Annotated in this window: 11 protein-coding genes; 6 read left to right on the top strand and 5 right to left on the bottom strand. The window is 71.2% G+C overall.

The genetic code is table 11. The features are described 5' to 3' along the window. From AE652_RS21425 to AE652_RS21400, 5 genes are all read left to right on the top strand, one after another. On the top strand, positions 1-1,338 hold a 1,338-nt coding region (locus tag AE652_RS21425; protein ID WP_049653955.1), incomplete at its 5' end, for an FAD-binding protein. Between the two features lie 347 nt (positions 1,339-1,685). After that, positions 1,686-2,465: an aminoglycoside phosphotransferase family protein gene (locus AE652_RS21420; RefSeq protein WP_049653954.1), complete on the top strand. Its 780-nt coding sequence runs from the start codon at positions 1,686-1,688 to the stop codon at positions 2,463-2,465. A 43-nt stretch (positions 2,466-2,508) separates the two neighbouring features. Beyond that, a complete protein-coding gene (locus tag AE652_RS21415; RefSeq protein WP_049653951.1) occupies positions 2,509-3,279 on the top strand; it encodes an IS5/IS1182 family transposase in 771 nt (256 codons plus the stop codon). A gap of 384 nt (positions 3,280-3,663) precedes the next feature. Continuing rightward, positions 3,664-4,383: a hypothetical protein gene (locus AE652_RS46490; protein ID WP_049653949.1), complete on the top strand. Its 720-nt coding sequence runs from the start codon at positions 3,664-3,666 to the stop codon at positions 4,381-4,383. A 99-nt stretch (positions 4,384-4,482) separates the two neighbouring features. After that, positions 4,483-5,808 (top strand): M64 family metallopeptidase, encoded by a 1,326-nt coding sequence (locus AE652_RS21400; RefSeq protein WP_053112169.1) that lies wholly within the window; start codon positions 4,483-4,485, stop codon positions 5,806-5,808. Positions 5,809-5,931: 123 nt separating this feature from the next. Here AE652_RS21400 and AE652_RS21395 read toward each other — a convergent pair whose 3' ends face one another. Continuing rightward, positions 5,932-6,501, bottom strand: coding sequence for a MarR family winged helix-turn-helix transcriptional regulator (locus AE652_RS21395; protein WP_082345877.1), 570 nt, complete (start codon positions 6,499-6,501; stop codon positions 5,932-5,934). Between the two features lie 176 nt (positions 6,502-6,677). Between AE652_RS21395 and AE652_RS21390 the strand changes: the two genes are divergently transcribed. Then, positions 6,678-7,901, top strand: a complete 1,224-nt coding sequence (locus AE652_RS21390) for an FAD-dependent monooxygenase (RefSeq protein ID WP_049653948.1) — start codon at positions 6,678-6,680, stop codon at positions 7,899-7,901. Between the two features lie 87 nt (positions 7,902-7,988). Here AE652_RS21390 and AE652_RS21385 read toward each other — a convergent pair whose 3' ends face one another. From AE652_RS21385 to AE652_RS21370, 4 genes are all read right to left on the bottom strand, one after another. Beyond that, positions 7,989-10,388 (bottom strand): lamin tail domain-containing protein, encoded by a 2,400-nt coding sequence (locus tag AE652_RS21385; protein WP_082345876.1) that lies wholly within the window; start codon positions 10,386-10,388, stop codon positions 7,989-7,991. A gap of 324 nt (positions 10,389-10,712) precedes the next feature. Next, a complete protein-coding gene (locus AE652_RS21380) occupies positions 10,713-11,078 on the bottom strand; it encodes a hypothetical protein (RefSeq protein WP_143204557.1) in 366 nt (121 codons plus the stop codon). A 303-nt stretch (positions 11,079-11,381) separates the two neighbouring features. Further along, complete coding sequence (locus tag AE652_RS21375) at positions 11,382-11,897, bottom strand: DUF1772 domain-containing protein (protein WP_234348471.1); 516 nt, start codon at positions 11,895-11,897, stop codon at positions 11,382-11,384. 289 nt (positions 11,898-12,186) lie between these two features. Beyond that, entirely contained in the window at positions 12,187-12,834 is a 648-nt protein-coding gene (locus AE652_RS21370; protein WP_049653942.1) for a hemerythrin domain-containing protein, read from the bottom strand. Positions 12,835-12,951 lie beyond the last annotated feature (117 nt).

The raw sequence follows: 12,951 nt of genomic DNA, 5'->3' as shown, positions 1-12,951 counted from the left end.
CTCCAAGGCACCCTCACCACCAACCCCACCACCACCACCGCCCACGCCCACGACTTCGGCCGCCTCACCACCACCACCCCCTACGCCGTCCTCAACCCCGCCGGCCCCCACGACATCGCCAACATCATCAACTACGCCCGCCACAACGGCCTCAAAGTCGCCATGAACGGCCAAAGCGGCACCGGCAACGACCTCGAATCACACTCCAACTACGGCCAAGCCGGCGCCGCCGGCGGCATCAGCATCAACGCCCGCGCCCTCAACCGCATCCACACCATCACCCCCACCAACGCCACCGTCGACGCCGGCGTCACCTGGGCCCAACTCACCGACGCCGCCCTCGCCCAAAACCTCACACCCCCCTGCCTCACCGACTACCTCCACCTCTCCATCGGCGGCACCATCAGCATCGGCGGCATCGGCTCCACCGTCCACAAACACGGCCTCCAAGCCGACACCGTCGAATCCATCGAAATCGTCACCGGCACCGGCCGCATCCTCACCGCCACCCCCACCCGCAACCCCGACCTCTTCCACACCGCCCTCGCCGGCGCCGGCCAAGTCGGCATCATCACCCGCGCCACCGTCAAACTCATCCCCGCCCCCACACGCGCCCTCGTCCTCACCCTCACCTACAACGACCAACACACCTTCCTCACCGACCAACAAACCATCCTCAACGACGGCCGCTTCCCCTCCCAAGTCGGCGAAATCCTCATCCAACCCAACGGACAACCCCCCCGCTACAAAATCGAAGCCGTCGCCCACTACAACACCACACCCCCCAACCCCCAAACCCTCCTCACCGGACTCAACCCCACCACCACCGAAACCAACGACACCACCTACCGCGACTACACCTACCGCGCCGACACCTTCGCCGACACCATCAAAAACCTCGGCTACTGGAACGCCCCCAAACCCTGGCTCTCCCTCTTCCTCCCCGCCACCACCACCCCCACCTTCCTCAACCAAGCCCTCCCCCACATCACCCCCGACGACATCGGCGCCGGCCTCCTCCTCTGCTACCCCTTCCACACCAATAAACTCACCCACCCCCTCGCCATCACCCCCAACGAACCCACCACCTACCTCTTCGACTTCCTCGCCTTCCCCCACCCCGACACCAACCCCCAACCCGCCCTCACCCGCAACCGCACCCTCTACAACACCGCCACCCAACTCGGCGCCAAACGCTACCTCGTCGGCGCCATCCCCAACATGACCCAAACCGACTGGCAAAACCACTACGGCCCCCACTGGACCACCCTCACCAACGCCAAAAACACCTACGACCCCACCCACACCCTCACCCCCGGCCAAAACATCTTCCCCTAACCACAACAAACAAGCTGAAGAAGAGAGCACGAGACCCGGGATCGGAAAAACGGACACCAATCCGTGAATCCGAGCCGGAAACCCGGGCCCTGGGAAGAGAAAAAGAGCACGCACCGCACGAAGAATAAAAGCGCGAATGAGCCGGGCACTTCACGTGCTTCCGGCTCATCGCGCTATCCGTCCGAACTCGCGGCCCTGTACAGGTGCCGGAGCCTCACGCCCCTCGACCTAAGAGCTGTCCCGTAACTGGCGGCATGACCGTAGGCGTTGTCTGCCGGACGTGGGACTCGGGTCTGGCGTGCTGATATGCAAGGGGCCTACTGAGGTAGCTGGACTACGCTGGCCGAGTGATTGAGGACGGCTCCACTGACCGCGGCAGTGTCACGACAGTGCGACGGATCGGAGCGACGATCCGTAGGCCGACAGGCGCGTGGACACCTGCCGTACACGCCCTGCTGATCCACCTGGAGGCGGTGGGATTCAGCAGAGCTCCCCGCGTGTTGGGGACCGACGGCACCGACGAGGTGCTGTCGATGCTCTATGGCGAGCCCGCATTCACCCCCTGGCCAGAAGCTTTGCGCGCCTCACACGGAGTTGTGGAGCTGGGTCGCTGGCTTCGTGGGTACCACGATGCTGTCCGCACCTTCCGGCCGCCGGCCGACGCCCACTGGCAGGGCCAGGAAGAAGAGTGGCAGCCAGGTATGGTCATCCGGCACGGAGACCTCGGGCCATGGAACTCGATCTGGGACGGTGGCCAGCTCGTCGGCTTCATCGACTGGGACTTCGCCGCACCCGGTCATGCCGTCGACGACCTGGCCCAACTCGCCTGGTACGCCGTCCCGCTGCGGCCCGTGGAGCAGCAGCGACGGGCATCGGTCACTGGCTCCAGCACCCTGCGGGCTCGCCTTCATGCGCTCTGCACTGCTTACGGGGAACAGCCTGTAGTCGTGATTGAGGCGCTGGACGCCCTTCAGTCCCGTGAGGCCGCGCGCATCGAACGCCTTGGGAGACAAGGTGTCGAGCCATGGGCGACCTTTCTCGCCCGCGGTGACGCGGCTGAGATGTTGGCCGAGCAGTGCTGGATCCGCTCGGAGCGTGACGCGCTCTTGGGCACTGGGCGCGAGTGACAACATTCTCTGGCCGGTAGACCCCGGGTGAGATGATCTTGGTGTGCATGGTGTGATCACGGCGTCGGAGCCGTCCTGGATAGCCCCGTTCTCCGGGCTGAGCCCGCGCTGCTTTCGCAAGTTGATGACCGTGGTGCGCCGCGAAGTCACGGACGAACCGCGGCGCGGACGGCCGTGGGGTCTTCCCTTGGAGGACCGGGTTCTGCTGGTTGCCGCTTACTGGCGCACGAACTTGACGCTGCGCCAGCTCGCCCCACTCTTCGGCGTCTCCAAGTCCGCCGCCGACCGGATCATCGATCACCTCGGCCCCAAGCTCGCGCTTCAGCAGCGCAAGCGGTTCGCGAAGGGCACCGTGCTCATCGTGGACGGCACCCTGGTGCCCACCCGCGACCACGCAGTGGCCGAGCAGTCGAAGAACTATCGCTACTCGACCAACCACCAGGTCGTCATCGACGCCGACACCCGACTGGTCGTCGTGGTGGGCCAGCCGTTGCCCGGCAACCGCAACGATTGCAAGGCGTGGGCGGAGTCCGGCGCGAAGACGGCCATCGGCGCCACGACGACCATCGCCGACGGCGGCTACCCCGGCACTGGCCTGGTGATGCCGCACCGCCGGGCGAAGGGTCAGGCCGAACTCCCGGACTGGAAGCAGGAACACAACCGCTCCCACAAGCAGGTCCGGGCCCGCGTCGAGCACGTCTTCGCCCGCATGAAGGGCTGGACGATTCTGCGTGACTGCCGCCTCAAGGGCGACGGGGTGCACCACGCGATGCTCGGCATCGCACGTCTGCACAACCTCGCCCTGGCGGGCTGAGCGAACCACCCGCCCACCGGGCAACCACGTCTCCGACTCAGGCAAGATCATTTGCGGGACAACCCTTAGGCGGCCCACTGTTCACGTTCCATGGCGATCGCGCGCTCGTCCGCGGGCCATGCGTGGTAGAGGTCGGGGCGACGGTGAAGTCGGCATCGCGGCACTGGAATTAGTGGGATACGCCGTCGACGGTGGTGAGCCCCTTGCGCGGACCGTCGTACCAGTCAAGCTCGACGTACACGGGCTCGAAGCCCACTACTCCGGCGCCCCGGCCGCTCCGGCATCCCGGAGGCGCCCGCCGGTGCTCCCTGGCATCATGCGGTCCGCGACCGGGAATCAGAACCGGATGCAACGGGCAGGTGTCGTGGGGTGGGTGAGGGTGCGATGGACGTCGGGACGGAACCGGTCATCAAGCCGAGCAGGCGGGCGGCGCGGCTCCGGGCGGCGGGGCGGGTGCTGATCGTGCTGGCGGGGCTGGGGCCCGTCGTGGCCGGGTTCCTCCTCTTCGTGCGCACGTACGACGTGACGGTGGCGTACCGGACGGCCCCGGTGTGCGGGACGTCGGCGGCCGGGGCGGGTGCGGACTGCCTGCGGTTGGAGAGCGGGCGGGTCGTGAAGAAGAAGGTGGACACCGACCGGGAGAACGACCTCAGTTCGTACAAGCTGGTCGTCGTGCGCGAGACCGCGGGCGGCGACGAGTACGACGTGGGCGAGCCCTTCTTCCAGGAGGTGGAGGTCGGCACCGCGATCGACGTGGGGGTCTGGAAGGGCGAGGTGGTGCAGATCTCGTACCGCGGCCACCGGGCGGTGAAGCCTCAGCTGCCCTGGCTGCCCGTCCTCGGGGTGGCGCTGCTGATCAGCGTCGGCAGTGCGACGGTCGTCCACGGTCTGCACCGGTCCCGGGAGGGTCTCAGGGACGTGGTGCAGGTCGGGAGCATCGTGTTCACCGTCGGGTCGTTCGCCGGTTCCCTCGTCCTCATCGGGGCGTTCCAGTGGTCGTTCCCCGTGACGATCACGGTCGCCGTCCTGGCCTGGTTGAGCACCGTCGCGGCCTGTGCGGTGGTCGGCCGCCTGTCCTTCGGGCCGGCCCGGGCCGGTGTGTGACCGGTGGGTTCGGGAATCGGGTTGCGCTGACGCAGGATTGTCAGGTTATCGCCATGGGAAGGGAGCAGGCCACAGACCATTCCCTCCGGAAGGACCCCCGTGCACCGCACCACCGTCAGAACCGCCACCGCCCTGCTCGCCACCGTACTCGCCGGTGCGGTGCTGGGGGCCGCGCCCGCCGGGGCCCGTCCGGCGGGTGACAACCGTCCGGCGGGCGACAAGCCGTCGACACGTCAGGTGGAGGTGTTCGCCGAGGACGGCGGCATCTCCCGGGCCCAGGCCCCGGCCGTCTCCCCCTATCTCGCCGACGGCGCCCAGGGCGTGGCCCCGATGCGGGGCGACGGCGACGTGACGGCGCTGGTCCGCAACGGGGAGCCGGCCGCCAAGCTGGACGTGGTGGTGATCGGCGACGGGTACACCGCGCAGGAGCAGGACAAGTTCCGCGCGGACGCGGCCCAGAAGTGGCGCGAGATGACCGCCGTGGAGCCCTACGCCAGCTACCGCGCGCTGTTCAACGTCTGGGCGGTGTCCGCGATATCGCCCGAGTCCGGGGTGACCGGGGATCCGGACCAGGGGACGGTGCGGCACACCGCGCTGGGCTCGTACTTCTGGTGCGACGGGGTGGAGCGGCTGCTCTGCGTGGACGAGAAGGCGGTCGAGTCGTACGCGGCGAAGGCCCCGCAGGCGGACCTGGTGCTCGTGGTGGCCAACAGCGCGAAGTACGGCGGTGCCGGCTACAACGACGTCAAGTCCCCGCTCGGCTACGAGGGGATCGCCACCGTGGCGGGCGGCAACGCGAGGTCCGGGCAGATCGCGGTGCACGAGACCGGGCACTCGCTGGGCAAGCTGGCCGACGAGTACGCGTACGACGGCCAGGGGACGTACCAGGGCAGCGAGCCCACCGAGGCCAACATCAGCACCCTGACCGCCGACCGGATGCGGCAGCAGGGCACCAAGTGGTCGCGCTGGCTGGGCCAGGCCTCGCCGGACGGCGGCACGGTCGGCGCGTACGAGGGCGGCGGCTACTACCCGACCGGGCTCTACCGGCCGACCGAGAACTCGATCATGCGCTCGCTCGGACGGGAGTTCAACCTGCCCGGGCGCGAGGCGATGATCGCGGGCTTCTACCGCCACGCCACGCCGCTCACCAGCCCCACCGCGAACGGCAGTCGGCTCACCGCCGCGGACCGCCTCACCGTCGACCTGCCGGTGGCCGGCACCCGGCTGCGCTGGTACCTGGACGGGAAGGAGCTGCCCCGGCTGGGCGGCCGCACCGCACTGGACCTGGCCGAGCTCAAGCTGACCGGGCCGCGCTCCCGGCCGCACGTGCTCACCGCGGTCGCCACCGACCCGACCCCGGCCGTCGCGGACCCGGCGCTGCGCGCGAAGCTGACCGCGAGCCTGTCCTGGACGGTGACGCGCTAAGCGCGTTAAAGGCGCCGGAACGCGCCGGGAGGCGCTAACACGACAGGATGCCGCCGTCCCGCCCACTGGTCGACAGGGGCGGGACGGCGGCGTCACGTTCGCCCCTGCCAGCGCGGCCCGCCCCTACTCCTCCTCGTCGAGCCTGGCGAGCCGGGTCGTCACATCGTCGGCGAAGCGGGCGAGGAGCCGGACGAGGTCGTCTCGGTCCTGCCGGGGCCAGTCGCCGAGGGCGTCGGTGAACCAGCCGAGCAGGAAGGCGAGGTAGCGGTTGACGGCCTCGGCGCCGGCCTCGGTGGGTTCGATGAGGCGGGCCCGGGCGTCGTACGGGTCGGGGATGCGGCGGGCGAGGCCGTGCTTCTCCAGGATCTGGACCTGGCGGGTGATGTGCGGGCCGACGACCTGCATGCGGTCGGCGATCTCGCCGATCCGCAGGGGTCCGTCGGCCGTGCGCAGGGTGACGAGCACGCCCACCGCGGGCCGGTCGCGCCCCAGGCCCGCCTCCTCGACGGCGCGTTCGACGAGGCGGCCCCGGGTGAGGGCGGCGCTGAGCCGGGAGATCCGGGTCAGCGCGGCGAGGAGGTCGGGCCGCGGCTCCCCCGGTTCGCTGGCCTCGGGGGAATCGGAAGCCTTGACGGAGTCGGGCGCCTCGGGGAACCCGGGGGTCTCGGCGGGCTCAGGAACCTCAGCGGGCATGGCGCCTCCATGTTGCATACCTAAGTTAGGTATCTGTATTGTGGGGGGTGGCCACCGCCCGCGAGGGCGACGTGTGACCTCCATAAAGATACCTGAGGTACGTATCTTTCCGCTCGTCCAGGTGCGTACCACCGACGTGCCGGCGGGTATGCCCGCCGGGAAGGAAGTGAGAGGCCATGAACACCGTGTCACGCCCCGCCCGTCGCGTCCTCGTCTCCGGGGCCAGCATCGCGGGGCCCGCGCTCGCGTACTGGCTCGACCGGTACGGCTTCGAGGTGACCGTCGTCGAGAAGGCCGCCGCCGTGCGCGGGGGCGGCTACGCCATCGACGTCCGCGGGCCCGCCCGCGAGGTCGTGGAGCGCATGGGGCTGCTGCCGCGCCTGCGCGCCGCCCACGTCGACAGCCAGCGAATCACCTTCGTCGATTCCGTCGGGCGGACCGTCGGCTCGCTGCGCCCGGAACAGCTGACCGGCGGCGCGGCCGGCCACGACCTGGAGGTCCGGCGCGGAGACCTGGCCGACGCCCTCCAGGAGCCGCTGCGCGGCCGGGTCGAGTTCCTCTTCGAGGACTCGATCGCCGCACTGGAGGACGACGGGGAGGCCGTCCACGTGCGGTTCGACAGCGGCGCCAGCCGCAGCTTCGACCTCGTGGTCGGCGCGGACGGCCTGCACTCGAACACCCGCCGGCTGGTCCTCGGCCCCGAGGAGGCCTTCCACCGCTACCTCGGGCACGTCTTCGCCGGCTTCACGCTCCCGAACGAGTTCGGCCTCGTCCGCGAGGCCGTCGTCTGGAACGACGTCGGGCGCGGCGCGGTCCTCAACGCGCACGAACCCGCCGACCGGCTCCACGGCTTCCTCACCTTCACCCGCGACGACCCGCCCTTCGAGGCCTTCCGCAATCCGCGGGCCCAGCGCGAGCTGGTCGCCGCGCGGTTCCCGGAGCGGGTCTGGCACCTGCCGCGCCTGGTGGCGGCGATGCGGGACGCCGAGGACCTCTTCTTCGACGTCGTCAGCCAGATCCACCTGCCCAGCTGGTCGCGCGGGCGGGTGGTCCTCGCGGGCGACGCCGCGCACGCCACGTCGTTCCTGTCCGGCCAGGGGTCCAGCCTCGCCCTGGTCGGCGCGTACGTCCTGGCCGGCGAACTGGCCGCGCGCTCCGACCACACCGCCGCCTTCGCGGCCTACGAGCGCCGGATGCGCCCCTTCGCCGAGCGCAACCAGGCGCTGGCCACCGGAGGCGGCACGTCGGTGGCGCCGAGGACACGGGAGCAGTTGGAGGCCCGCAACGCCGTGGTGCGCGATCCGGAATCCGCCGCGAGCGAGCTGGCGACGCCGAGTGCCCGGACGGCCCGGGCCGTCCACTCGGACCTGCGGCTTCCGGACTACGCCGGACGGCTGTGACGGTCAGGACGATCGGACGACGGACCACCGGACCACCGGTGCCGGCCTCCCCAGAAACGGGGAGACCGGCACCATCGGCCTCGGCCGTTACGGCAGCGGGATGCGCACCACCTGCGGGTCGTGGTCGCTGAGCTGCGTGCTGAACTCGCTGTTGATGTGCACGATGTCGTAGCTGTACGACGTGGCCGCGAGCGCGCCGGAGATCAGGATGTGGTCCAGCACCTGCGAGTTGCCCTCGTACACGTAGGTGTAGCGCTCGGGCAGCGGCAGGGTGCGCGGCAGGTCGGTGAGCGAGCCACCGGCGGTGAGGATGTCGGCGGTCTGCGAGAACTCGAAGTCGTTGAGGTCGCCGAGCACGATGACCGAGGCGTTCGGGTCCACGGCCAGGATCTGGTCGGTGAAGCCCTTCACCGCCGTCGCCTGGGCGTGGCGCTGGGTCTCCGAGGGGTGGGCCGGCGGCTGGTAGCGGCCGAAGAGGGGCTGGTCGCCGCCCTTGGAGTTGAAGTGGTTGGCGATCACGAAGACCGGCTTGCCGTTCCAACGGAACTCGCCGGCCAGCGGCTTGCGGCTGGAGTTGAACGCCGAGTTGGTCGGGTCGATCCGCCCGGGCGAGTAGGCGAGCTGCGGTGTGCCGCCCGCGTTCACCACGGAGTCGGCGGTGGTGGATCCGGCGCCGGGGCGGTCGGTGAAGGAGAGGCCGCGGTCGGTGCGGAACAGGAACACCTGGCGGATGTTGCCGCCGGGCTGCCCGCCGTCCTGGCCGTCCACCGGGTCGATCTCGCGGTAGGAGTAGGAGGGGCCGCCGGCCGCGGTGATGGCCGCGGTGAGCTTGGCCAGGGTCTGGGTGGCGCTGACCGTGCCGTCGTCGGTGGCGCCGCTGTTGTCCTGGATCTCCTCGAGGGCGACCAGGTCGGGCGAGCGCAGGTTGGTCACGATGCCCGCCGCGAGGCCGTCGAACTTGCTCTGCGGGTCGGAGGGGGCGAGGTTCTCCACGTTGAAGGTGGCCGCGGCGAGCTGCCCGGCCGTCGGCGCGGCGGTGGTCTCGGGCGCGATGCCGCCGGAGGTGACCGCCGGGGTCGCGGTGACCTGGAGGGTGAAGTTGCCGAAGGCGTAGTCGAGCACGCCGACGGTGGCGCCGGTCAGGGTGTCGCCGACGTTGGCGGTCGGGGTGGGCGCGAGCGCCTTCCCGAGGACGACCCGCTCCGGGTTGCCGTCGTTCGCCTGGAGCAGGATGCCGCCCCGGTTGGTGCGGGTGGTGCTGCCCGGCGGGACGACGACGAGCTCGCCGTACTTGTTGGTCGGGCCGACCACGGCCGCGTTGTCGATCTCGACCCGCATGCCCTCCAGCGACCTCCAGAAGTCCAGGCCGTCGGTGCCGGGCTGGAAGTTCCCGGCCGCCTCGACGTCGCCGGAGGTGACGCTGGAGATGACCGCGGACGGGGGCACCCGCCCGCCCTGGCCGACCACGGTGGCGGCGGGCAGCGCGACGTTGTGGGCGACCACCGTGACGGTGGGCGCGGTCAGTTCGGTGATCGACAGGTTGGTGGTGCCGCCGGTGCCGCCGGGGCGGTACTGGGTGACGGTGGCGTTCACCGTCACCCAGTCGCCGACCGCGACCGAGGGCGCGCCGGCGGTGTAGACGTAGATGCCCTCGCTGGTGCCGGGGTCGTTGTCGGGCTGCGGGTCCTGGTACCAGAAGCCGTTGGGGCCGACGGCCGTCACCACACCGGGCACGGCGCTGACCGCGCTGCCCGCCAGCGGGGAGGTGCGGGCGGCGCCCTGGATGTCGTGGATGCGGGTGCCGGCGGGGTTGCCGCCGGTGCCGGTGGAGGAGGAGTTGCGCGGCACGGGCGCGGTGATCGCGAAGTCCGCCGCGTTGTTGTCGGTGTCGGTGGCGCCGCCGCCGGTGCGCAGGGCGGCGGTGGAGTTCGACAGGTTGCCGGTCGGCGTCCCCTCGGCGGAGCTCGCGCCGCTGCCGTAGCCGACCAGGTCCTTCACCCCGGACTGGCTCGCGCAGCCCGAAGTGCAGGTCAGCGCGGTGCCGTTGGTGACGAGGGCGACCTTGCCGGAGGTCGCGGACATGGCGATCGTGCCGGTGGCGTCCGGCGTCGGCAGCGCGGCGCCCGTACCGGCTCCGGCGGCCTCCTGGACGAGGAAGTAGCGGCCGGGCGCGATCGTCCCGGAGAGGGTGGTCCGCGACCAGCTCCCCCCGGCGGCCGAGGCGTACTGCACCGTCCAGCCGGTGACGGACACCGGCGCGGTGCCGCGGTTGTACAGCTCGACGAAGTCGTTGGCGTACGGGGCACCGGAGTTGCCGCCACCGCCGTACACCTGGCTGATCACGATGTCGGGCGACGCGGCCTGCGCCACGCCGCCGGGCAGCGCCACCAGCGCCGCCACCACGGCCACGGCGGAGGCCGCCGCGAGCGTCCGGCGCCGGAACCGCGGCGCTCTCGGGTTGATCCGGGGGTTCGGGGTGCTCCGCATGAGGCTGACTCCTGACCACCGTCCGGGCGCGCGGCCCGGCGGTTGTGACCACGGATGGGAAAGTGGGGCGCTGAGGTTCTAGCAGTGCCACCAGATCCCTACCGGTCGCGTCGGGCAACGGCCAGACGTACGGCGGAAGAACGTTTCTACGCGCGACAAGTGGGAGACTCTGCTCCGGATCCAGGCGGTCAACTGCCGTCTTTTGAACGTTTGCTGATTCACCGAAACAACAGGAACAGCACGGAGCCCGGGCCCGGCAGCGCCCCCGCTGCCGGACCCGGGCCGGTCCTCGTCGTCCGTGTCGCCCTCGCCGCCGACCCCGGCTCAGCCGGGGCGGTGCTGCGCCGCCCCCGGCACCGGCCGGGGCGGACGCCGGCGCAAGGGCGCCAGTTCGCGTTCCAGGGCCCGCACGTCCAGCGCTATCCGGGACGCGGTCTCGCGCGGGCCGGTGCCGGCGGGCAGCCGTCGCGACCACGAGCGGGGCTTGGCCGGGCCGTCCTGGACCATGTGGAAGTTGAGCCGCAGCACGTCGGCGACGTCGACCAGGCTCACCAGGATCCTGGTGTCGGCGAGGTCGATGCAGACTTCGTTCCCGATGCACGAGCAGGCCACCAGGCCCTCGATGGCCTCCTCCGCCAGATATCTGGCCAGGGGTACCGCCTTCCCCCGCACCAGAAACGGACGTTCCACCGGAGTCACCGGAACCGCCTCCTCCCCAGCAGCTGTACGGTGCTCGGCCGCGGCGCAAGCGCACCGCAACGGACCGGGCCCGGCCTATGCTCCACCACATCGGACCGGTTCGCCAACTCGGTGTCTCACCAAGTGAATTGGGAGAACGCACCGGACCGGCGCACCGGCGCACGCCCCAGCGCACCGGGCCGGCCCCGGCAGCCCGGCCACAACGGCGGGCGCACGGCCCCGGAACGCGCGTGTGCCCGCCCGCACGAGGCGGACGGGCACGGCGGCGATGCGCGGAACCGGGCGGGCCGGGGCTCAGCGGCCGCCGCGGCCGTACAGCACCAGGGAGCGGGTCAGCGCGAGCAGACCGCCGGTGCAGAGCGCGGTGCGGAGCATGTTGACCGGCACCCAGCTGTCCGCGAACTTGGCCCGCACGGCGGCGAAGTCGTGGATCTGCGACGGGTCGCCGGCCGCTGCCAGCTCGTTGTTCAGCGGGATGTTCACACCCATGGTGACGATCAGCGCCACCACGTACAGCGCCGTCGCCAGGCCCGCCCAGAGCGCCGCCTGGCGCCGGCCGGCCTTGTGCAGCAGCCAGGCCGCCAGGCCGGTCGCCGCGAAGGCGCCGACGAAGACCAGGCCGAACAGCCCGTTCTCGATCGACTTGTTGATGTGCTGCATCGCCGTGACGTAGGTCCGGTCGTCCCCGGCCGCCAGGCCCGGCATCACCGACACGTCGAAGGCGAAGAACAGCCCCGCCATCAGGCCCATCGCCACGGTGGAACCCACCAGCAGCGGCCCCGCGGCCTTGCTCTGTCCGACAGCCCGCACCGAACTCCCCACCCCCGCACTCCCGATGGCCGACGGCGCCGTGTACGACAGCGGAACCGCGGTCTGATCCGAACGCATCCCTGGACCCTCTCAATCTTCCGGCCCCGCGGAGTGCGGCGCCGACGAACGTGGAACTCTCGACACCGCCCACCGTGCGGCGCACCGCGCAACGGAACCGCGACAACCGGAACCCCGGCCCCCGGCAGGGCACTTGCGGCACCCGGCGGTGCCGCGCCCGGCCGGGGCCGGCGCACCTCACCGCCCCGGCGAACACGGCGAAGAGGCCGGCTCAGAGCACCGCGCCCAGCCCGCGCCGGTACCGCCGGTCCAGGACCGTCCGCCCGAGCAGCCGCACCGGGGCCGGGATGGTCGCCGAGACCGCCCGGACCGAGGCCGCGTCCGCGCCGTCGAACATCCAGGGCTGGAGGTAGGTCATCACCTGGGTCGGCGCGCTCCCGATGATCCGGCGCTCGACCCGCAGGTACTCGTCCACCGACAGGCCGGCCAGCGCCGGGAAGACCACCGGCTCCTCGTGCCGCAGGTGCTCGCGCACCAGGCTCTCGAACGCCTGGGCTGCCTCCGGGAGTTCGGCGCGCAGTCCGGAGCCGAGCACCCCGGCGACCCGGCGCATCGAGGCGTCCAGCGCCTCGTGGTCCTCCTCCAGGACCCCGCTGCCGTCGAAGCCCGCCACCCGGCCACGCAGGTACGGCCAGAGGATCTCGTCCTCGCTGTGGTGGTGCCAGTCGATCACCGAGCGCAGCCGCCCGAACCACTCCGCGAGCGCCGCGGCGGAGCCCGCCGAGCCGCGCTGCGCGGCGGCGGTCAGCCGTGCCGCGTCCCGGCGCATCGCGACGTGCATCAGGCCGAAGCCCTTGAGCTGCTCGGGCAGGGCGCGCAGCCCCTGCTCCGTCGACCAGACCGTTGTGCCGTCCGTCATGACCAGACCTCCAGTGTCCGTTCGGATTCCCTACCAGCGCCCGCCCGGAGACGGGCGGTCGGAGCCGCCCCGGACGGGTCGGCTCACGCGTTCCACACGCCCGAGGCGGCGGCCTCG

It is taken from the genome of Kitasatospora sp. MY 5-36 (genome assembly GCF_001182915.1).
Lineage (GTDB): Bacteria > Actinomycetota > Actinomycetes > Streptomycetales > Streptomycetaceae > Kitasatospora.
Note: the sequence above shows the minus strand (reverse complement) of the source record. Positions and strands in the feature narration are given on the sequence as shown.